18 protein-coding genes and 1 pseudogene are annotated in these 21,290 nt (G+C 51.7%); 9 read left to right on the top strand and 10 right to left on the bottom strand.

The annotated features are described in order from the left end of the window. The first annotated feature begins 382 nt into the window (after positions 1-382). The 6 genes from rpsL to DYY88_RS15480 all read left to right on the top strand — a co-directional run bounded on the left by rpsL (position 383) and on the right by DYY88_RS15480 (position 6,011). Positions 383-757, top strand: coding sequence for a 30S ribosomal protein S12 (gene rpsL / locus DYY88_RS15505; protein ID WP_039724888.1), 375 nt, complete (start codon positions 383-385; stop codon positions 755-757). A 120-nt stretch (positions 758-877) separates the two neighbouring features. Next, complete coding sequence (gene rpsG, locus DYY88_RS15500) at positions 878-1,348, top strand: 30S ribosomal protein S7 (protein WP_039724889.1); 471 nt, start codon at positions 878-880, stop codon at positions 1,346-1,348. Between the two features lie 27 nt (positions 1,349-1,375). Further along, positions 1,376-3,514: an elongation factor G gene (gene fusA, locus DYY88_RS15495; RefSeq protein WP_201278894.1), complete on the top strand. Its 2,139-nt coding sequence runs from the start codon at positions 1,376-1,378 to the stop codon at positions 3,512-3,514. Between the two features lie 26 nt (positions 3,515-3,540). Beyond that, entirely contained in the window at positions 3,541-4,770 is a 1,230-nt protein-coding gene (gene tuf, locus DYY88_RS15490) for an elongation factor Tu (RefSeq protein ID WP_039724890.1), read from the top strand. 126 nt (positions 4,771-4,896) lie between these two features. Beyond that, positions 4,897-5,214: a 30S ribosomal protein S10 gene (gene rpsJ, locus DYY88_RS15485; RefSeq protein ID WP_039724891.1), complete on the top strand. Its 318-nt coding sequence runs from the start codon at positions 4,897-4,899 to the stop codon at positions 5,212-5,214. A 158-nt stretch (positions 5,215-5,372) separates the two neighbouring features. Then, a complete protein-coding gene (locus tag DYY88_RS15480; protein WP_039724892.1) occupies positions 5,373-6,011 on the top strand; it encodes an LON peptidase substrate-binding domain-containing protein in 639 nt (212 codons plus the stop codon). A 124-nt stretch (positions 6,012-6,135) separates the two neighbouring features. Here DYY88_RS15480 and uvrC read toward each other — a convergent pair whose 3' ends face one another. Then, positions 6,136-8,049 (bottom strand): excinuclease ABC subunit UvrC, encoded by a 1,914-nt coding sequence (uvrC, locus tag DYY88_RS15475; protein ID WP_039724893.1) that lies wholly within the window; start codon positions 8,047-8,049, stop codon positions 6,136-6,138. A 232-nt stretch (positions 8,050-8,281) separates the two neighbouring features. Here uvrC and DYY88_RS24910 point away from each other — a divergent pair, with 232 nt between their 5' ends. Further along, entirely contained in the window at positions 8,282-8,416 is a 135-nt protein-coding gene (locus tag DYY88_RS24910) for a hypothetical protein (RefSeq protein WP_302849249.1), read from the top strand. Positions 8,417-8,816: 400 nt separating this feature from the next. Here DYY88_RS24910 and DYY88_RS15470 read toward each other — a convergent pair. The 7 genes and pseudogenes from DYY88_RS15470 to hpsN form a co-directional block, all read right to left on the bottom strand. Continuing rightward, a pseudogene (locus DYY88_RS15470) lies at positions 8,817-9,386 on the bottom strand (IS630 family transposase); the annotation flags it as partial. Beyond that, entirely contained in the window at positions 9,371-9,847 is a 477-nt protein-coding gene (locus DYY88_RS15465; RefSeq protein WP_039724894.1) for a helix-turn-helix domain-containing protein, read from the bottom strand. The gene DYY88_RS15465 and the pseudogene DYY88_RS15470, both read right to left, overlap by 16 nt. Before the next feature lie 193 nt (positions 9,848-10,040). Further along, positions 10,041-10,442 carry a hypothetical protein gene (locus DYY88_RS15460; RefSeq protein WP_130199469.1) on the bottom strand — a complete coding sequence of 134 codons (402 nt, stop codon included), beginning with the start codon at positions 10,440-10,442 and terminating at the stop codon, positions 10,041-10,043. Between the two features lie 253 nt (positions 10,443-10,695). Continuing rightward, positions 10,696-11,391, bottom strand: coding sequence for a hypothetical protein (locus DYY88_RS15455; RefSeq protein ID WP_039724895.1), 696 nt, complete (start codon positions 11,389-11,391; stop codon positions 10,696-10,698). A 238-nt stretch (positions 11,392-11,629) separates the two neighbouring features. After that, positions 11,630-12,811 carry a hormogonium polysaccharide biosynthesis glycosyltransferase HpsP gene (hpsP, locus tag DYY88_RS15450; RefSeq protein ID WP_039724896.1) on the bottom strand — a complete coding sequence of 394 codons (1,182 nt, stop codon included), beginning with the start codon at positions 12,809-12,811 and terminating at the stop codon, positions 11,630-11,632. A gap of 448 nt (positions 12,812-13,259) precedes the next feature. Then, positions 13,260-14,432: a hormogonium polysaccharide biosynthesis glycosyltransferase HpsO gene (hpsO, locus tag DYY88_RS15445; protein ID WP_039724897.1), complete on the bottom strand. Its 1,173-nt coding sequence runs from the start codon at positions 14,430-14,432 to the stop codon at positions 13,260-13,262. Positions 14,433-14,527: 95 nt separating this feature from the next. Next, positions 14,528-15,523: a hormogonium polysaccharide biosynthesis glycosyltransferase HpsN gene (gene hpsN, locus DYY88_RS15440; protein WP_242517623.1), complete on the bottom strand. Its 996-nt coding sequence runs from the start codon at positions 15,521-15,523 to the stop codon at positions 14,528-14,530. 625 nt (positions 15,524-16,148) lie between these two features. Between hpsN and DYY88_RS15435 the strand changes: the two genes are divergently transcribed. Continuing rightward, positions 16,149-18,803 (top strand): DUF3536 domain-containing protein, encoded by a 2,655-nt coding sequence (locus DYY88_RS15435; RefSeq protein ID WP_242517622.1) that lies wholly within the window; start codon positions 16,149-16,151, stop codon positions 18,801-18,803. 9 nt (positions 18,804-18,812) lie between these two features. On the opposite strand, the gene DYY88_RS15430 is transcribed toward DYY88_RS15435, so the two are convergent. After that, positions 18,813-19,109, bottom strand: a complete 297-nt coding sequence (locus DYY88_RS15430) for a hypothetical protein (RefSeq protein WP_039724898.1) — start codon at positions 19,107-19,109, stop codon at positions 18,813-18,815. A gap of 4 nt (positions 19,110-19,113) precedes the next feature. After that, complete coding sequence (locus tag DYY88_RS15425) at positions 19,114-19,989, bottom strand: hypothetical protein (protein WP_039724899.1); 876 nt, start codon at positions 19,987-19,989, stop codon at positions 19,114-19,116. A gap of 161 nt (positions 19,990-20,150) precedes the next feature. Between DYY88_RS15425 and DYY88_RS15420 the strand changes: the two genes are divergently transcribed. After that, positions 20,151-21,146 (top strand): SGNH/GDSL hydrolase family protein, encoded by a 996-nt coding sequence (locus DYY88_RS15420; protein WP_044150186.1) that lies wholly within the window; start codon positions 20,151-20,153, stop codon positions 21,144-21,146. Positions 21,147-21,290: the final 144 nt, after the last annotated feature.

Raw genomic sequence — 21,290 nt, 5'->3', positions numbered from 1 at the left:
TTTATTCCCAGAGCGCATATTCCCAGAGTGCGTCAAAACTGTCGTTACCTGTGTCATCAATAGTCGATGGCTAACAAGCCACCACCACCTGACTTTCCCAAATCTCTAACAATCAATTGTCGCCAGGGTGTCTTGAAGCCCGACTGCCGCTTGCCAAAACCTACCTGTCACTTGAAAAGTTGCTGCCATGCAAAAAGTGACTCCAGTGCATCAGGCCACACCACTCTCTTGCCAAGGGTTTCATCCGCTTACTCAATAACTAGAAAACTGTTCCTAGACGGCTGCAAAATGTTTTCGTTGACACACGCTGATTTTCTTCAGTATGATTAGAGCTTGTGACCTCAATAGAAATTCACACCATTCAACTTAATTTGACGACCCAATGCCAACAATTCAGCAGTTAGTTCGCCTAGAACGAGCCAAATTACAAGAGAAAACCAAATCACCAGCGCTCAAGAGCTGTCCTCAGCGGCGTGGTGTGTGTACCCGTGTTTATACAACTACTCCGAAGAAGCCCAATTCAGCACTTCGCAAAGTGGCGCGGGTTCGTCTGACCTCTGGCTTTGAAGTGACTGCATATATTCCTGGCATCGGTCATAACTTGCAAGAGCACTCTGTGGTCATGATTCGTGGCGGTCGTGTTAAAGACCTGCCAGGTGTGCGTTATCACATCATTCGCGGCACTTTAGATACCGCAGGCGTCAAAGATCGGCGCCAAGGCCGTTCTAAGTATGGTGCTAAGCGCCCCAAAGAGTAAGTTCGGGCACACAGCTTTTTCGTAGTGGTTCTATACAACCCTTAGGGCTTGGGGCTTGCCCGCAACTAACCAGTCCCACAAACTTTTCAGCATGTTTGCTATTTCAGCTTAAGGATAGATATGTCTCGTCGTACTTCTGCACAAAAACGGGTGGTTCCTCCCGATTCGGTTTACAACAGTCGCCTTGTTAGCATGATGATTCGTCGGATCATGTTGGATGGTAAAAAATCCGTAGCGAATGGCATTGTTTACGACGCTTTCACCATCATTGCTGAGCGAACCGGCAGTGATCCTTTAGAGGTCTTTGAAGAGGCTGTGCGAAATGTGACGCCACTGGTTGAAGTTAAGGCTCGCCGAGTCGGTGGTGCGACTTACCAGGTGCCAATGGAAGTTCGTCAAGATCGGGGCACAGCGCTAGCGTTACGGTGGATTACCCAGTTTTCTCGCTCTCGTGGCGGTAAAACCATGGCCATGAAGTTGGCGAATGAGCTGATGGATGCGGCAAATGAGACTGGAAGTGCTGTGCGCAAACGCGAAGAAACCCACCGCATGGCTGAAGCCAACAAAGCTTTCGCTCACTATCGTTATTAGAGTCTGAACCTTTGTAGTTCGCGTCGGATGCTTGATGTTAGCAGCGATGTGCTGAACATCGAGCTGTCTGAATGGCTTAAGGAGAACGTTGTGGCACGCACTCATCCTCTCGAAAAAGTTAGAAACATCGGAATTGCCGCTCATATTGATGCTGGCAAGACGACGACAACTGAGCGGATTCTGTTCTACTCCGGTGTGGTTCACAAAATCGGAGAAGTTCACGATGGCACTGCGGTCACGGATTGGATGGCTCAAGAGCGTGAACGTGGCATCACGATCACAGCAGCGGCTATTAGTACCAACTGGCGCGAACATCAGATCAATATTATTGACACCCCTGGCCACGTTGACTTCACTATTGAGGTGGAGCGCTCCATGCGGGTTTTGGACGGTGTGATTGCGGTGTTTTGTTCTGTTGGTGGTGTTCAGCCTCAGTCTGAGACCGTTTGGCGGCAAGCAAATCGCTATCGAGTGCCTCGCATTGCCTTCGTCAACAAAATGGATCGAACCGGAGCAAATTTCTTCCGGGTTCATCAGCAGATTCGAGATCGCCTCAAAGCGAATGCGGTACCGATTCAGATTCCCATTGGCGCAGAGGATGACTTCACTGGCGTCGTTGATTTGGTGAAGATGCGAGCTCGTATTTACAACGATGACTTGGGCATGGATATGGTCGACACCGACATTCCTGTCGAAATGCTGGAAGTCGCGGAAAAATATCGTACGGAACTGATTGAAGCGATCGCTGAAACCGATGACACCCTGATGGAGAAGTATCTGGAAGGGGAAGAGTTGAGCGAGTCGGAAATTGCACTTGGAATTCGACATGCAGTGTTGACCGGAGCGATTGTTCCCATGCTGTGTGGGTCAGCCTTTAAGAATAAAGGCGTGCAATTGCTGCTAGATGCCGTGGTAGATTACTTGCCTGCTCCGACCGAGGTCCCGCCCATTCAGGGCATGCTTCCTGATGGCGGTGAAGTAGCCCGACCAGCCGATGACGATGAACCTTTTGCAGCCCTTGCCTTCAAAATAATGTCAGATCCTTACGGTCGATTGACCTTTATTCGGGTTTATTCTGGCGTTTTAGAAAAAGGCAGCTACGTTCTCAATGCCACTAAAGGCAAAAAAGAACGGGTCTCCCGCTTGATTGTGATGAAAGCCGATGATCGCATCGAGGTGGACGAGTTGCGAGCCGGCGATCTCGGAGCTGTCTTGGGATTGAAAGATACCTTTACGGGAGATACGATTTGCGAGCCGAAAGACCCTGTAATCCTAGAATCTCTCTATATCCCTGAGCCAGTCATTTCTGTCGCAGTTGAACCCAAGACTCAGCAGGATATGGACAAGCTTTCGAAAGCGTTGCAATCGCTGTCGGATGAAGATCCGACCTTTAAAGTGAGTACCGATCCTGAAACCAATCAAACTGTGATTGCTGGGATGGGAGAACTCCACTTAGATATTCTTGTAGATCGGATGCTGCGAGAATTTAAAGTAGAAGCCAACATCGGTAATCCTCAGGTCGCCTATCGTGAAACGATTCGGAAATCGTCTCAAGTGGAAGGCAAGTTCATTCGTCAAAGTGGTGGCAAAGGACAATATGGTCATGTTGTCATCGAAGTCGAGCCAACCGAAGTGGGTAGCGGTTTTGAGTTCGTTTCTAAAATTGTCGGCGGAACGATTCCGAAAGAGTTCATCCCTCCTGCTGAGCAAGGGATGAAAGAGGCTTGTGAATCTGGTATTCTAGCCGGGTATCCAGTGATCGATTTAAAGGTTACACTGATAGACGGCTCTTATCATGACGTTGATTCTTCAGAAGTAGCCTTCAAGATTGCAGGGTCGATGGCTATGCGTGAGGGCGTCTTAAAAGCTTCTCCTGTACTCCTTGAGCCCACGATGAAAGTTGAGGTTGAAGTCCCTGAAGATTTCTTAGGGGACGTTATTGGTGACCTCAATGCCCGTCGCGGTCATATTGAGGGTATGGGATCTGAAGAAGGCATCACCAAGGTAACTGCCAAAGTTCCCTTGGCTGAGATGTTTGGTTATGCCACCGATATTCGGTCTAAGACCCAAGGTCGTGGCATCTTTTCGATGGAGTTTAGCCACTATGAAGAGGTACCTCGGACTGTGGCAGAAGCCATCATCGCTAAAAACAATGGGAACGCGTAGGTTTAGTTTAGGGACACGTAACGTAAATGGCACGAGAGAAGTTTGAAAGAAACAAACCTCACGTCAACATTGGCACCATCGGTCACGTTGACCATGGTAAAACCACGTTGACAGCAGCAATCACCATGGCACTTGCTGCAGCGGGTGGCGCAAAAGCCCGTAATTACGAGGATATTGACGCCGCACCTGAAGAAAAGGCTCGTGGTATTACTATCAACACGGCTCACGTTGAGTATGAGACAGCAAATCGTCACTATGCTCACGTTGACTGCCCTGGTCACGCAGATTATGTGAAAAACATGATCACGGGCGCAGCTCAGATGGACGGCGCTATTCTAGTCTGCTCCGCTGCTGATGGCCCCATGCCTCAAACTCGGGAACACATTCTGTTGGCCCGTCAGGTCGGCGTACCAGCACTCGTCGTGTTCTTGAACAAACAAGATCAAGTCGACGATGAAGAGCTTCTCGAACTGGTAGAACTAGAAGTGCGTGAACTCTTGAGTGATTATGAGTTCCCAGGCGATGATATTCCTATCACTACTGGTTCGGCGCTCAAAGCTGTAGAAGCGTTGACTGCCAATGCCGCGATCGCTAAGGGTGACGATGAGTGGGTCGACAAGATTCTCGCTCTGATGGATACCGTTGACGACTATATTCCCACGCCTGAGCGGGACGTTGATAAGCCCTTCTTGATGGCAGTTGAGGATGTCTTCTCAATTACGGGGCGGGGTACGGTTGCCACTGGCCGGATTGAGCGGGGTGTTGTTAAGGTTGGCGAGACCATCGAGATCGTCGGGATTAAAGACACTCGCAGCACCACCGTGACGGGTGTTGAAATGTTCCAGAAGACGCTGGATCAAGGTCAAGCGGGTGACAACGTAGGTGTGTTGCTGCGTGGTGTTCAGAAAGATGACATCGAGCGTGGCATGGTACTGGTGAAGCCCGGTACAATCACTCCCCATACTGAATTTGAGGGCGAGGTTTACATCCTTAAGAAAGAAGAAGGTGGTCGTCATACACCTTTCTTTGCTGGATATAAGCCCCAGTTCTACATTCGTACCACTGATGTGACGGGTGAAATTTCTGCTTACACTGCTGATGATGGCAGCACGGTGGAAATGGTGATGCCCGGTGACCGCATCAAGATGACCGTGAAGCTCATTAACCCCATCGCGATCGAGCAAGGGATGCGCTTTGCTATTCGTGAAGGCGGTCGGACTGTTGGTGCTGGCGTTGTATCTAAGATCGTGGCTTAAGCACTTTCGTTGATTCTGCTAGAGGAGAGTTCTACTATCTGGGGCTCTCCTCTTGTGCTCTTTTTCACTATTGTTGGTCTTTTAACGCCAACGTTGAACCTTGAAAATCTACTGTAGGTAATTTGCATGGCAACTATTCAGCAGCAAAAAATTCGGATTCGTTTAAAGGCCTTTGATCGTCGATTACTGGATACCTCATGTGAAAAGATTGTTGATACAGCTAATCGCACCAATGCTACTGCAATTGGGCCAATTCCTTTGCCGACTAAGCGGAAGATCTATTGTGTATTGCGATCACCGCACGTTAACAAGGACTCGAGAGAGCATTTTGAAACCCGAACTCATCGTCGCATCATTGATATTTATCAGCCCTCTTCTAAAACTATTGATGCACTCATGAAATTGGACCTGCCGGCTGGAGTTGACATCGAAGTCAAACTCTAGATGAGTAATCAACTCTTGGAAGATGTCTTGGGTAAAGCTAGGAATAGCTCTATTTCAGCTACATGTTAAAAAATGATGCGATACAATGAAACTGTTTGGTTGGCTGAAGAAAAATTGCTAGCCATTACTATTATCGCAATCACGGCAAGACAAGATAAATGCCTGCTTCTTCATTGGCTGTTAGAGAAATTCCGCTGTTTCCTTTACCTGAACTCGTCTTATTTCCAGGGGCTCATTTGCCCCTCCACATCTTTGAGTTTCGCTACAGAATCATGATGAACACAATACTCCAGGGCGATCGCAGCTTTGGAGTATTGATGTTTGATCCCGAAACTAAATCACCTGCTCGCATTGGTTGTGCGGCCGAAGTCTTGCATTCACAAAAATTGCCCGATGATCGCATGAAGATGCTTACTATCGGTAAGCAGAGATTTAGGGTACTAGATTATGTTCGCGAAAAGCCTTACTTGGTAGGCTTAGTCGAGTGGATTGATGATCAGCCAACCGAACAAGATTTATCTACCCTAGTTCACGAAGTTGATCAGCTCCTAAGAGACGTTGTTCATTTATCTGCCAAATTAACTAGTCGGGAAGTTGAATTGCCGAGCAACATTCCATCGATGCCTCAAGAGTTGTCTTACTGGGTTGCCAGCAACCTATATGATGCGGCAGATGAGCAGCAAGCGCTATTGGAGATGCTTGATACTGAAAATCGGCTAGAGCGAGAAGCTGAAATTTTAACAACTACCCGTAATCACCTAGCAGCCCGTACTGCGCTCAAAGATGTGTGGGAGTAGTGGATGCTCATATTGGTTTGCTACTAAGCGATTGAGGCGAGAAGCTTGATCTGCAACAGCTAGCAAATTAATTGGATTTTGGGTTAGGACACCATTCGTCCAGCCTTTGATATGTTTGTGAAGCCTAAATCACTTGTCTAGCGGTTGTTTGATAGTCATCCCTAGTGGCGGGGTGAAAGTATTCGTAAATCTGCTGCGCCATGTGGGGACCAATGCCAGGAACTTGTGCCAGTTGTTCTGTGGTGGCTTCGCGGATGTAGTCGATAGAGCGAAAGGCTGCCAGCAGTTCCTTTTGGCGATGTTGGCCTAAACCGGGAATATCGGATAGACGCGATCGCCGCATCCGATCTGTTCGCTTCTTGCGGTGAAAGCTGATGGCGAAGCGATGGGCTTCGTCGCGCAATCGCCGGAGCAGTTGCACACCGGGTTGTTCAGCCTCGGTTTTAAGGGGCAAAGATTCCCCAGGCACGAAAATTTCTTCACGCTTTTTGGCTAGACTGACCACGTTCAACTCCTGCAGCAAGTTGAGCTCCCGCAGCACTTCCACCACTGCCGAAAGTTGCCCTTTGCCACCGTCAATCATCACTAGATCGGGCCAGTCGGGGTTGCCTACTCGCTGTTTGTTGGGGTCAGTGGCATATCGCCGAAACCGCCGCTGGATCACCTCGGCCATACTGGCAAAGTCGTCAGAATGCCCAGCTCGGACTGCTGGATTTTTGATTTTGTAGTGTCGATAATGCTGTTTGGCAGGCATTCCGTCAATAAAGACGACTTGGGAGGCGACGGCGTCGGAACCCTGGATGTGAGAAATGTCGTAGCCTTCGATGCGTTTTGGCTGATCGGGTAAATCGAGAATTTCAGCCAAGTCTTGCATGGCCTGAGCGTTGCGATCTGCGACTTTCTGAGTGCGTACCAGCTCATATTGGGCGTTGCGTTCGACCATTTCGACTAACTCGGCTTTAGTCTGTCGCTGGGGTACCTCAATCACTACTTTGCGACCGCGCCGCTCAGTCAGATATTCCGCCAAAATATCGGCATCAGGAAGCTCATGCTGCACTAGAAGTTCAGCTGGAATCTCAATCGGTTCGACCATGGAGTAATGCTCTTCCAATACCCGCTGGAGGATTTCACCCGGGGTGCCGGCTTGGGCATCGGCATTGAAGCCGAGCCGTCCTACTAGGCGGCCGGCCCGAATCTGGAAGAGCTGAATGCAGGCAAACTGGTCATCGCTGGAGAGGGCAATCGCATCCCGTGATACCGTATCATCTGGCAGTGCGACCTTTTGATGGGCTGTCAACCGCTCCAATCCCTGGAGCTGATCACGAATTTGGGCAGCTTGCTCAAACCGCAACTCTTCAGCCGCTTTTTCCATTTGTTGGGTGAGAATGGTCTCCAATTCATTTGTACGGCCTTGGAACACCATCGCTACCCGCTGCACGGTTTTGTGATAATCCTCGGAGGAGATCAGCTCTTGGCAGACGCCGGGACAGCGCCCAATGTCGTAGTTCAGGCAAGGGCGATCTTTGAATAACGGCTGGGGACGCTGACGTAGTGGAAAAGTCCGCTTGGCAATGCTGAGAGTGCGGCGCAACAGTCCGGCATCGACATAGGGGCCGTAGTAGCGATCCTTCAGGTTTTTACGGCGCTTCCGGGTGACGAAAATGCGGGGATAATCTTCCGACCACGTGATGCAAAGGTAGGGATATTTTTTGTCGTCTTTGAGCAGGACATTGAAGTGAGGCTGGTGCTGCTTGATCAGATTGGCTTCGAGAGCGAGGGCTTCGGCCTCAGTGTCAGTGACGATAAATTCGATATCGACGATCTGCATCACCATGATGGCTGTGCGCGGCATGTGGCGATGGGTGTCGCGGAAGTACGATCGCACCCGATTCCGCAGCTTTTTCGATTTGCCGATGTAGAGAATTTGATCCCGCGCATCTTTCATAAAGTAGACGCCGGGTTCTAGAGGCAGCTCTTTGAGGATAGTTTCGAGCCGTTCAGGATCTTTGACTAAGGTGGGGCGCTCTTCGGAATACACGGGCAGATGTAAGGGCGAATACGTGTGCTATTAGCATAGCGAGAATAGCAAAAACGCTCTATGGGGAAATCGTTCTGTTGACAATTGGGATCTTGACGTGGTGAGTATTGGCGGCTCGGGTAAGTGAGTGGATGTGGATTGGATGTTCAATAGTGATTGTCTGCAGAGGGAGTTCCGGCAGTTACGACTTGGGCACGTTATCGGCATTATTGCTAAATAGGCATGACCGTTTGTGAGCCTATTGGTTGCCCAGAAGGTTTTGATAAATTGCGATCGCGCTTTCGGCGATCGCATCCCAACTGTAGTGATCTTTGGCGCAGCGCTGGGCGTTAAGGCCACGTTGGGTACGTTCTTCTTGGGACTGTAGCGCTGCCTGTAATTAAGTAGTAACGGACTTGACCGTGCATTCACAGACTCAGCCAAACTCTGCTTGTTAATTAGTGTTCCAACGCAATCCTAATTTACAAGGAGTGCAAGTGGATTCGCCAAAATTACTGCTTGAGAGAATCTACAGACACAGAGATGCCAAAATTCTCGTAACTCAGAAGGCAGCGAAAAAGGTCAGAAGCTTGGAGCAGGGCGGCTTTGTGTCACCAGCGACGTAGTTTATAAAGGTAGCGTGAGATCGCAATTTCTCCCTCATCTATATCGCTCAAATAACTTCAACAATATGACCTATTGTAAATATGCCTAGCACCCTCAAGCGTTTTATAGAATGTAGCGGTTCTCATACCAATCGGAAATGAGGGTGAGCAGAATAGAGCCGTCTAGAATGCGGCTTGTAGCAGCGCATCGAGAATAAAATCAAAGGAGGTTAGCGACTGCACCCGCGAGGCACTGAGGTGGGTTAACGCTTGCTCCACTCGCTGCCTCAATGCTGCTAAAGAGTCAAAGTTTTCGCCCTTCCACTGTCGCTTGAGATACTGCCATAGGCGCTCAATCGCATTCACCTCAGGACAATAGGGTGGTTGAAAAACTGGGATGAGGTTATCGGGCCAGACAAGGGCTTTAGCGCGATGAGCCGGGGCTCCATCTAGCTGCATCACGACAACCGTATCGCCCAAGGCGTGAGAGAGGTCATCGATAAACTGCTGAAAATGCTCACTATTCAGGTGGTCATGCTGTTGAGTCCAGTGCCAACCACTCAAGGGTTCAACGACCCCGTACAGCCAGAAGGCTTCCCGAGGCCACGCCACTTTGGCTTTCGGTTTGACTCCTTTCGCCGTAATCACCCGTGAGGTCTCGGTTTTACGGCCTATCCGACTCTCATCTTGAGTCAGATAGCGCAGTTTCGGGATATCGAGCAGTGTTTGGAACTCCCTCAAGACCGGGCGGAAGTTTGCTGGAAGCCGTTCACGGCGGCGGTGTGTTGTTTGAGGCTTTGCGGGCGAGGCACCTTGAGTTTGGCTTGCAACTTCTCACGTACAAAGCGATTGACCGTATCGTACTTCAGGTCTAAATCACACTCTTCTCGCAGCCACTCGACAATCTCTCCATAGCTGCTGAAGCCAGTTGCCGACTCCAGTTGTTGTTTCAGTTTACTCAAGGCGGCCCCTTGAATTTTGGGGGTCGCTCCTGGGACAGTCTTGACCGTTAACAACGCGGAGAGTCCACCTTGTCGGTAAGTCGCTAACCAACGGGTCACGGTGGCGGGGCTCCGACCAAGACGCTCATGGAGTTCCTGGCGCTGGCTAACTTGCCCCGTTTTGACCCACCACAGCATCAGCAGACGTTCTTTTTGACTTCCTCGCTGAGCTTGCTTGAGGCTTTTTTCTAGGTACTCAGCCGTCTCGCTGATCTCAAAAACAAAAAGTCGGGCCCTTGCTAAACCGCAGTAAAGGACACTCCGCTCATTATGCTCAACTTCATTTCAGATCGGTATAAGCTTTCATGACCGTTGCTCAGAGCAATTCAAGCAGTATTAAGCGCACCTCACTAAACTGGAAAGAGCTATAAAATTGCTCTGGTGTTGGTGTTACGGATAGCTGGCTTCACAACTCACAAGCCAGAACTTCTGAGAATTTTTGAGCGATTCGAGCATTTTTGGAAAGACATGGATGTTTAATTGGTACTAAAGAATCTGGAAGGCCAAACGAAATTTGTTCTCTTGAATAGAAGGGAGAAAGTTGGCTTTCGACATTAAAATCGGGATTTTTCTCGTTAAATAGAATCGTTAATCCATGGCACAACATTGCTGAAATTGAGCTGCTTTTCCCTAGAAACTCAAACTGAGTAGTTGATAAACCCCAGTCACATGCCTGCAAAAATTGAGAAACAAACTCAGCATCACGTTTCCCCAATTCTACGAAATTCAGTTTAGAGTGGTAACGCTTGACGACACGATTCCACTGTTTACGGCTACCAACATTTTGGCGTCCCACCCAGGCCAACAAAACTTCGCGTTGGGATTCCTGCGCAAATACTAAGAGATCTGAAAGAAGTGGTTCAATTTCCCATATGCCTTGGGGATGGTGGACTAGTGAGCCTAAGAGGATGTTTGATAAATCGCTCAGTCAGTAAAAAAGCTCACTCGCCATAAGCTGAAGATACGAACCATCAGCCCTTGAGNNNGAGGCATTCATCTACCTCGCTATGATTCGGATTATGGTGCGACGCTTAGCCTAATTTGATACCTCGGATGAATTCTCAAACATCCTCTAAGATGCCAACCATGCAGTATTTTAGCCTATTTCGCATTAGATCTAGTCCACTACAGTTGTGAATTTCTTGGTTGACCAGGTCCAAGTTCTTACTGCATATGGGGATCGTGTTCAAGACAGGAAGTTGCTTAGACGAAATTCCCGAAGCCTGAAGACTATCGACATAGTTTGTATTGGATGTGAGAATTAGATCTGCTTTAGAGGACTTCAGAAAATTGGTGATAACCAGGCGCTTAATTCGTCTCACAAAAGTATTCTTAAGGGCGTCAATATCGGTTGGGTCTTGCCATATTTCGTGAACGAAAATATTAGTCATTCGGCCTTTCGACTTTTGCTTACGCAGAAATCTTGCAAGGTAGCTTAAGCTATCAAGACTGCCTTGCCGAAAATATTGGTATTGGAATTGTATGCTAATCCAGTCTGGATCAAAACTTTGTAGATGTTGCTCGATCATGTCAACCTTATCGCTGATAGCAAGGGGGATGTCTACAGTCGTAATAGTCCTGAGAATGTCGCCACCGAAGGTATTAACAATTTTTGCCTCATCACGGCTAGAAATTGCGTTTAAGGCAAGAATTTGGACAACATGTTTTTGCTCCAAGCATTCTTTAGCCAATGCCAGGGTATAGTCCGTAATTCCCGTCATAACTTTAAAGCCTGCGACTAAAAAAGAAATCTTCATGTGATGTTGCCGATTTGAGATTGAATAGGAATACAAGGAATGTAGGGTAAGCACAAGGAAAATTTATCGATGAGATGCTTGAGATGTAGAAGGAAAAGTGGATGTACTTCTGTAGTATTGCACTTAGGAGATTGGGCAAATACATTCACCTTATTGGTCTCGTTGCCATGACGATGATGAGTTAACATTTTAATTTCTACGTATCCTCTGATTTTTTCATGGATAACGGCTTGATATTCTAGAGGTTAGTTCGATAAATTGCGATCGCGCTTTCGGCGATGGCGTCCCAACTGTAGTGATCTTTGGCGCAGCGCTGGGCGTTAAGGCCACGTTGGGTACGTTCTTCTGGGGACTGTAGTGCTGCTCGTAATTGAGCAGTGACTGACTCGACCGTGCATTCACAGATCCAGCCGGAGTCGGTTTGCTGAATGGTGTCCCAGATGTGGACTTGGTTGGAGATGACGACGGGCATACCGGCTAGCATCGCCTCGGCGACGGAGATGCCGAAATTTTCGTAGTAGGAAGGGAGCACGAAGAGGTCGGCGGCTTGCAGGAGGGCGGCTTTGGTGTCGCCAGAGACGTAGCCCGTGAGGGTGGCGTGCGATCGCAGTTCCGAATGCTCGACTCGCTGGTACACCGACTGTTCGTAGGCGCGATCTTGGGGATTTGCACCACACATGACGAGATGAAAGTTCACGCCGTCTTGCTGCAAGGTTTCCAAGGCGGGGAGCAGCAGGTCAATGCCTTTTTTGGGATCCAGGCGTGACATAAAGAGGATGAGGGGGCGATCGCGGGGAATCTGAAACTGGTTGTAGACGTCAATCTCGATCGCGGCGGGTGGCGGTGGAGCCACGCCCAATGGCAGAACGATGCCAGGGGTATCGGTGCCAAAGCGTTCGGAAATGCGCTCTTCTTGCTCACTGGTGAAGTGGATGGCAGCGGCTCCGGCGAGGTTGGGCCGTTCTAGAACGGCAGCGTAGAGTTTTTTGAACTGTTGCTTTTTTTTGAGGTCGGCGGGGTCGAGGGTGCCGAGGGGTCGCATGAGGTAGGGAACACCTCGTTGCCTTAAAACTGTAGCGGCTAGGGAACTGACAGGGGAAAACAAAGCGTGGACGTGAGCGATGTCGTAGTCCTGAGCGTGATCCCACAGCCATCGGAGGAGGTCGAGAGAGAACTTATAGCGGCGAAAGGGGGAGCAGCGAAAGTAGTAGACGGTGTAGTTGTCTTCGGGGACGGGGGTGTTGAGGGGCACGTTGAGGGGGGCTTCGTCCACGTCGCCGTTGGAGTCGGTGGTGACAATGGTGACGTCAGCGCCAGCGGCAGCTAAGGCATGGGAAAAGCCGCGCACCATTTGGCTGGGGCCGCCGTAAACCAGTGAGATAGAGGGGACGATTTGGAGGATTTTGAGGGGCTGGCTCATGGTTGGAAGGGGTCAGTTAAACGGGATGAGGGGCGGCGCGAAGCGGGGCAAGGAGGGCATTGCTGTTGGTGATGGGGTAGAGGCTTTTCGTGTGGTCCGGGAGTCGGTTGAGTGGGGGGAAGAGGTCGTTAGGCGATGATGTCGGTGAGTTTATGGCGATGCGACTGGGGGAAATTTGGCTTTCCCCCAGACCCTCATCCACCAAGACGTTCCGCCGTCCTGGACCTCACGAAAGGGTATTCGGGTGAGGGAGTGAGGGCGATCGCCCCAGTCCACGATCGGCTGTGACCGCTGGTCTGCCGCGAGCACATTAAAGTGACTCGTCATTCCACATCGTAAGTAATGCCTCATATCTGCCCTCTCGCTCCCCTGCTCCCTAGCTCCCCTGCCTTGCTCCCAATTTGCAAAGGTTGCAAAATTTCCATTCGGGGCAAAAAAGGTACTTGGCTCATGCGACCAGTTCTTGGTAAAAGTCGAGGACTTGCTTGGCGAGAGCGCGGTTAGTGTATTTTTCCATCGTCAGGTCGTAGCCGCGTTTGCTGAGGTCGGTGTGCGTTTCGGGGGAGTCCATGAGGGTGCGAATGCGATCGCTCAACTCATCGGCGTTGCCTTCGGGAAAGATGAGTCCGGCATCACCGATGACGTGGGGAATCTCGCCGGAGTTGGAACCGATGACGGGCACTTGACAGGCCATGGCTTCAATCAGCACATGGCCAAATTGTTCGACCCAGCCGACGGCGGTCATGGTTTTGAATTTGTAGGTGGTTTCGGAGGGCAAAATCAGGGTGGACATGAGGTTGATGTAGCGGGGTACGTCATCGTGAGGGACGCTTTCGACCCAGCGAATGCGATCGCTGATCCCAATTTCTGTTGCCTGTTTTTGCAGATCATCTTTTAAGGGGCCGCGACCCAGGAGCAGACATTTCCAAGACTTGGGGTGGTCTTTGAGTTGCCCCAGGGCTTGCATCAGGGTCAGGAGTCCTTTTTCTTCGACGAAGCGCCCGACGAAGCCGATGACGAAGTCATCAGGGGCAATATCGAGTTTTTCGTTGAGTTCGGGTTGGGGTTGGGGCCGAAAGAGGGTTTCGTCGATGCCGAGTTGGGGCATGACGCGGATGGGGCCACGGTAGCCGTGATCGCGCAAAATATCGGCTCCGTCCTGATTGCCGGAGATAATGCCGTCAGTGCCGCCCAAGTTGTATTTTTCTAGCAGGGAAATGGGGAATTTCAGCTCGTAGGGCAGGTTCCACCAGGTGAAGAACAGCATTTTGGCGTTGAGGCCCAGCAGCCGATTGAGGGTAATCATTTCGGCGTAGGCGAGCCCTTTAGAACCTTGCTCAACCTGGATGACGTGGGGGCGAAACTCGCGCAGCAACTTCACCAAATCCAGGCCAAAGGTCAACATACCTTGGTTGTTTTGGCTGAAGTTGGAAATGGGCACGACGCGAAAACGCCCGTCTTGCCAGGCTTCTTTTTCGATAATGCGATTTTGTACGCCGCCCGGCTTCCAGCGCTGGGGCACCACAATGGTGACTTCGACATCGGGTTCCTGAGCTAGGGTGCGAAACTTTTCGCAGTTCAGGTCAACGATGTAGGTGTGACTGGCGACCAAAACTCTCATGGGTACGTTTCCGTTGAGGTTGGATAGTTTGAAGGGATTTCAGGGATTTCAGGGGACGCTCCCTTTTGAAAGGGAGCGTCCCCTAGCGGGCCGACTCAATATTGAGCCGAGAGGGACATGGGGGTGTCAGCGGGCGTGGTGTAAACGCGGTGTTTTTTGCCGGTTTTGATCAGGGTGCCGATCGCGTCTAAAAAGCCCAGCCAGTAAAAGACGAAGCGGGTCGCCACTTTGATCGGTGAGCCGCTTTTGTAGCAGGGAGGATGGCCCAACACGTGACAGTCAAAGAGTTTGGCGTAAAGCCGCAGAGCTTGGCCAGGGGTGAGATTTTTCAACCCCATCAAAAAGTGGTTGTGATAGAAGGTGATCTGGTAGGCCAGCGATCGCGTGCTGATATCGTGACAGCCGCCGCTTTCTTCCCCCAGATGAATCAGATTGGCCTCCGGCGAATACCAAACGATGTACCCGGTCTCGCGTAAGCGCAGGCAAAAGTCGGACTCTTCGCGCACGGCATTGCCCCGAAAGCGCTCGTCAAACCGGAGACCGTGTTTACCGAAAATTTCTCGTCGGAAGGACATATTGCAGCCCCGTGCGCTAATCACCTGCTGGGGCTGGGTAGTGTGGACGAGATCGATGTGATACCAGGCGATCCCCGGATCCATCGCCTCGGGCGGCAGCTGGTCAATGGATGAATCGGGATCATCGCCCAGCTTCATGCGGTCAAAAACGCGCCCGGCCACGGCCCCGACCTCGGGCTTCTCCATAAACACTTTGGCGTGGGCGTAAAGGTAGCCCTCGGGCAGTTCCACGTCATCATCGATAAAGAGAATGATGTCGCCGCGCGATCGCTCCACCCCGTAATTCCGCGCTCCAGGCAGGCTGGCCCAACTCAACTGGTAATACTGAATCTGCTCTTTGGCGGTTAGCTCGTCTAAGTAAGCCTGGGTCTCAGGCCGATGGGTCTGGGTCTGGTCGACCACAATGACTTCATAATCGGGATAGTCTTGCTTGAGCACGTCGGTGAGAGTGCTGCAGAGCACCGCTTCCCGTTGATAGGTCGGCACAATAATGCTGATTGAGGGCCACTGCATCATAGAAAAAACGGGAGACCACTCCCGGATAATTACTTATGCTTTCGCCTAGTGTTCTCAAATTTCCGCGAATCTCAACATTCGCCAGATAAATTTTTCCGAAAGATCCCTGGCCGTTACCCATGCCGCATCAGCACCGGCAGGGGATGCACCTAGTGCAGTCATCACTGGAGCATTCAACTTTTTGAGGCAAACCGTCGCGGCAAACCCTGGCAGCGGTGGTTGGCTGTAAAGCATTGTTGAGGGGATCATGACGGTGTAACTCAGGGATTCACAAAAAGTTGGATAAGCTTTATACCCAGTGCTCCTCGCTGATTCGTAACGACCTAAACGCTTTGGTGATCAGTGTTACAGATGAATTGTTTGACTGTTGTATGGCTTCATAAACTAACTTTCAGCCTTAGAGAATTGCGCGATAAAAGCGGTGAGTATTGATTATCTTTTGCGAAATCAGGCATCTTTTAAGACGAGTTAGCTACGCCTCTGATCGTCGCAGTAATGGAAAGCGCTCAGACATAGACTTTATTATTTTCAAAATATCGGCCAGATACGCATTGGCATTGCAGCCAAGAAGCACGCCCGATGTCATGGCGATAGTTAAATCAAGTCCCGAGGGTTGACGAAGGCGATGTCTCAGCCCGATGAACATAATCCCCAGTGCTTTGAGCATATGAGCGAAACCAGCAACTTGTCTCCAGTAACCATGCCCGTGCAGACTGCGCCTGATCCCCAAACGGCGTTGGGGGTGTGCGTATGTATTCATGGGCATTTTTATCAGCCGCCGCGCGAAAATCCGTATCTGGGGGCGGTCGAACATCAACCCAGTGCGGCGCCCTTTCACGACTGGAATGAGCGGGTTCACCACGAGTGCTATCGCCCCAATGCCTACGCCCGCATTTTGAATGAGCAGGGTGAGGTGATTGATATTGTCAATAATTTTGCTCACATCAGCTTCAACATTGGCCCCACGCTTATGAGTTGGATGGAGCGCCATGATCCCGAAACCTATCGCCGCATTTTAGAAGCCGATCGCGAGAGCTGCGATCGCTTCGCGGGCCACGGCAATGCGATCGCCCAGGTGTACAACCACATCATCATGCCTCTGGCGAGCGATCGCGACAAACAGACGCAGATTCGCTGGGGTAAGGCCGATTTTGTGGCCCGCTTTGGCCGTGAGCCCGAAGGGATCTGGCTGGCGGAGACCGCGGTGGACTATCCCACCCTCGAAGCTCTGGTAGATGAAGGCTTTAAGTTCACCATCCTGGCACCGTCGCAGGTGCAGCGGTGTCGCACGATTCCCACGGCGGATGAGCCGGAGCCCGACTGGCACGAAGTCGGCGGCGGCCAAATTGATCCCAATCGGCCCTATCGCTGTTACTTGCCTAGCCGCAATGCGGACGACACTCACCGCTACATTGATGTCTTCTTTTATGACGGGCCGATCTCGCGCGACATGGGCTTTAACGATGTGCTGAGTTCATCGCAGCATTTCGCCGGACGTATTGGGCAAGCGGTACGGGGCGATCATCGGCCGTCGCAACTAGTGGGCGTCGCTACCGATGGCGAGACCTTTGGGCATCACCGAGGCGGCGCGGAGAAAACCCTCGCTTATGCCGTGACCAAAGAATTTCCCCATCAGGGGTGGACGGTCACGAACTACGCTTATTACTTGCATCACTGTCCGCCCACCTGGGAGGCCGTGTTGAAGCCTGTCACGGCTTGGAGCTGTTCTCACGGGGTCGATCGCTGGCAAGACGATTGCGGTTGCGGCGGCGGTGGCCTGTGGCATCAAAAATGGCGGCGGCCCCTGCGCGATGCCTTGGACTGGCTGCGGAATGAACTGGCCGAAATCTTTGAGCAGTATGGCACTGCCTTGTTTACCGATCCCTGGGCGGCGCGAAATGGCTACGTGCAGGTGATTCGTCAGCGCACGGCCCAGAGTCGCGAGCAGTTCTTTCGCCAATATCAGCATCACGCGCTGACCCATGCCGAACAGGTCGAAGCGCTACGGCTGCTGGAAATGCAGCATCATGCGTTGTTGATGTATACCAGTTGCGGTTGGTTTTTTGATGAGGTGTCACGTCCCGAGGGCACGCAGATTTTGCGCTATGCGGCGCGGGCGATCGAACTGGCGGGCGAAATCAGCGGCGTTGAGCTAGAAACCGAGTTCATCAATCAGCTCGAACCTGGTCTCAGCAATGTGCCGCAGTTTCACAATGCGGCGGGCGTCTATCGTCAGTTGGCGATTCCCTCTCAGGTGAGCTTGGAGCAGGTGGTGGCGCACTATGCCATGAGCTCCCTGTTTACGCCTTATCAAACGGAACAGCGCCTCTATTGCTACACCATTCAGCAGCATGATTATCAGGTGCAGCGCATGGGGCCGTTGTCCCTTGCGGTGGGTCGCTTACAGGTGATGTCAGATGTGATGGGCGATCGCTCCGATCTCAGCTTTGTTGTGCTGCATCTCGGCGGTTGGGACTTCCACTGTAGTGTCAGCGGTTTCCGGCGACGGCTGGATTATCAACGGGCCAAAGAGACTGTGTTGGCAGCGTTTAGCAGTGGCAGCGCCGCGCAGGTGATTTTAGCCATGAACGAGGCGTTCGGGGATCATGCTTATAATTTGCAGACCCTGTTTGCCGAAGAGCGGCACCGCATTATGCAGCTCCTTAGTCGCGATACGCTACAGCGTTTGGATCAGCTCTACGATCAGGTTTATCGCAATAATCACGGCCTGCTCAAAGCTTTTCACCGCGATGGGCTAACCGTGCCCCAAGAACTCCAAGTAGCCGCAGAAGTGGCGATCCGCCATCGGGCTTTAGAAAGCCTCCGGATGTTAGATCAAGAGACGATTGACTTGAATGGGGGGCCGCTCAATCGAGGCACGGTGCACCTGATGCAGCTAGAGAGCATCGCCCAAGAGGCCCAGCAGTTTCAATGTGATTGTGCCATTCCTGAAGGGCAACGCATCTTGGAGGGGATCATCTGGCGATCGCTACGACATTTCCTCGATAATCCCCGGCCTGAGCATCTGGTCGAGAATGTGGATTGGCTGCGACGGTTGATTAACCTGGGTTACCGTTTGGGCGGTATTTCATTGGTGCGTTCGCAGGAGTTGTATTGGCAGCACAGTGCGGAATGGCTGAGTTGGCTACGACAAGAAGACCCCGCCCAGGCTGCGGTGTGGTTAAAACCTTTGCTCAAACTCGCTCAGGCTCTAGCTATTGATCCGGAGGCGTTACTCGCTCACGGTTCGGAACTCCGGCCGATAGTTGAATTTCGCTAGGGCCAGTCGTTAAAAGAGGCGATCGCGCTGCATAAACTCGACCTTGGGGCCGCTGGGATCGCTAACTAAGCCGATACCCGCAAAGCCCCAGCGGCTCAGCATACCTTTCAGTTGATACGCCGGAACGGATTCCACCGCAAAGCGATCGCGCACCTCGGGCGCATGGGCGCTCAAATACGACAGGGCTTCATGATCTGCTGAGAAGATGAGCAAATAGGTGCGATCGCTCTCTGGCCCCTCGGGACGCGCGGCGAGGTGGCGACCATCTTGTTTAGAGCGCAGCAGGTAATAAACGCTGGAATACATGACTCTAGCCCGATTTCAACTGCGGTTTGCGAGCGAGCAAATAGGAATTGTAGAGATTCTGAAATACCACGTAAAACATGGGGCCGAGGGCGATCGCGGGCGTCAAAAATGTCAGGCAGACCCAAATGCTAAACAGGGTATTTTTTTGTCCGAGGGATTGGCCCATCTCTTGGCCCCAGTCGTAGCCCCCGAGCCAGCGGCCCAGGCCAAAGTTAAAAGTACAGAGCAGCAGCGAGACCGATGCAATTTCTAAAATAACGATCCAGGGATAGGTCGACTCAACTTCAATGAAGTATGTTGCTTTGGCTGTCGAGAGGTAAATCGCTGCCATCCAAAAGTAAAAGCCGGTACTCCGCACAGGCTCTAAAGCTTTGACTAGGGCGGGAGCATAATTTTGCATCAGTTGGGTGAGGCCCAACGGCAGCAAAATCACGGTCAGAGTATTCGCCAACCCCGTGAGGTCAATACTGGTATGACCATTCGGATTCAACAAGGGCAAGACCAACGGCAAGGCGATCGCTGAGAAACTATTGGTGACAATCACCGAAGACATCACATAGTCCACTCGCCCGTCTAAAAATCGAGTCATGACCGGCGCTGCCGCTGCGGTTGGGGCCATGGCAATCATAAAGGCGGCGAGCGCCAGTTCGGGGCTGACCCAGTTGCTGACCCAGGCGGTAATGCCCGCGATCGCCATCATCATGGCGATGATCGTGCCCAAGCGGGGATTCAGGGCTGATTTCACATCGATCTTCAGATCCAGCAATGAGCAGAAGAGAATCAGCATGATCAAGTAGCGGATCAGATAGGCGTAATGGTGACCTTGCGGAAACAAAATGCCCACCGCGATCGCGCTAAATAAAAACAGTGATTTCTTCATGTGCTTGCGTAACCCAGACGCCTATCAGGCTAACCCTTGCTAGTTCATTCAAAGCGTTTGAGGTGGACAGTCACAGTAACCTTCATAGATTGTTGCATTCGCATCGAAGGCCGTGATGGGGCATCCTCTAAACTGTTAAGGCATCGCTGGGAGACTTATCGGTGAAACTCACGTTGATTATTGCTGGGCTGCTCATCCTGATATTGGGCGCTGCCGAGCTAGCGTTGCGAGTCTTTTTGGGGTTTGGCAAGCCCCCGCTGTACGTTGCCGATACTCAGACCGGGTATCGACTCGCCCCCAACCAGCGCACCAAGCGCTTTGGCAACGTTTTTGAGATCAACCAATATTCCATGCGGGGAGACGTGATCGCCCCCCAGCCTACACCAGACACCTTACGGATATTGCTCTTGGGCGATTCCATTGCCAATGGTGGCTGGTGGACTGACCAGTCAAAAATCTTGTCGCAGCGGTTGCAACAGCAGCTCACCGCTACGCTCTCCGGGCCTTACACCCAGGTCGAAGTGTTGAATGCTTCGGCCAATTCTTGGGGACCGCGCAATGAGTTGGCCTACGCGCTGAAATTTGGCACCTTTGACTCGCAAGTGGTGGTGCTATTGCTCAACACTGACGACTTGTTTGCCACTGCGCCGACATCGGTGCAGGTGGGTCGCGATCGCGCTTATCCCCAACGGTATCCGCCCTTGGCGCTGGTCGAAGTGGCTGGACGGTTTCTCAAGTCGCCCGCCATTCCTGAACTGGAGGCGGTGCGGCAAGAAGGGGGCGATCGCGTGGGAGTAAATCTCGAAGCGGTGCGACAACTCAAGCAGCTGACCGACCAAGCCGATGGTCGGCTGATTTTGGCGATGACGCCGCTGTTGCGCGAAGTTCAGCCACCGGGCTCCCGTGACTACGAAATCGTTGCCCGCCAACGGGTGACCCAATTCGCCGAGCTCGAGCAGATTCCCTACATTGACTTTCTGGCCGATTTCCAAGCCACCGCTAACCCAGACGCTTTATATCGTGACCACATCCACCTCAGTGCTCAGGGATATGCCCTGGTGACGCAGACCCTGAGCGGTGCCGTTACGCAAATTATGCAAACTACGACCGGTGCCACCCTGCGTCTGCCCGACACGCTATTGGAAGATCCCTGGTGAGGAAGCTGCGAGCCATCGCATCCTTTTGGACGACAGTGGACGCTTGAGTCTTTGCGGCCTGAGCATGGGACGCCTGGCTGACACTGACGGCAAAGTTGCGGCCTACATCCGCACCAGTCACCCGTTCACTCATGCAATAATATT

It is taken from the genome of Leptolyngbya iicbica LK (assembly GCF_004212215.1).
Taxonomy (GTDB): Bacteria; Cyanobacteriota; Cyanobacteriia; order Phormidesmidales; family Phormidesmidaceae; genus Halomicronema; species Halomicronema iicbica.
The sequence above is the reverse complement of the archived record's forward strand: the minus strand, read 5'-3'. Positions and strand labels throughout refer to the sequence as shown.

Coding starts and splice junctions, on each gene's coding strand:
- rpsL (WP_039724888.1), top strand. CDS start 383: ATGCCAACAATTCAGCAGTTAGTTCGCCTAGAACGAGCCAAATTACAA.
- hpsP (WP_039724896.1), bottom strand. CDS start 12,811: ATGAGCCAGCCCCTCAAAATCCTCCAAATCGTCCCCTCTATCTCACTG.
- rpsG (WP_039724889.1), top strand. CDS start 878: ATGTCTCGTCGTACTTCTGCACAAAAACGGGTGGTTCCTCCCGATTCG.
- hpsN (WP_242517623.1), bottom strand. CDS start 15,523: ATGATGCAGTGGCCCTCAATCAGCATTATTGTGCCGACCTATCAACGG.
- DYY88_RS15435 (WP_242517622.1), top strand. CDS start 16,149: ATGTCTCAGCCCGATGAACATAATCCCCAGTGCTTTGAGCATATGAGC.
- tuf (WP_039724890.1), top strand. CDS start 3,541: ATGGCACGAGAGAAGTTTGAAAGAAACAAACCTCACGTCAACATTGGC.
- fusA (WP_201278894.1), top strand. CDS start 1,376: ATGCTTGATGTTAGCAGCGATGTGCTGAACATCGAGCTGTCTGAATGG.
- DYY88_RS15430 (WP_039724898.1), bottom strand. CDS start 19,109: ATGTATTCCAGCGTTTATTACCTGCTGCGCTCTAAACAAGATGGTCGC.
- hpsO (WP_039724897.1), bottom strand. CDS start 14,432: ATGAGAGTTTTGGTCGCCAGTCACACCTACATCGTTGACCTGAACTGC.
- DYY88_RS15425 (WP_039724899.1), bottom strand. CDS start 19,989: ATGAAGAAATCACTGTTTTTATTTAGCGCGATCGCGGTGGGCATTTTG.
- rpsJ (WP_039724891.1), top strand. CDS start 4,897: ATGGCAACTATTCAGCAGCAAAAAATTCGGATTCGTTTAAAGGCCTTT.
- DYY88_RS15455 (WP_039724895.1), bottom strand. CDS start 11,391: ATGAAGATTTCTTTTTTAGTCGCAGGCTTTAAAGTTATGACGGGAATT.
- DYY88_RS15480 (WP_039724892.1), top strand. CDS start 5,373: ATGCCTGCTTCTTCATTGGCTGTTAGAGAAATTCCGCTGTTTCCTTTA.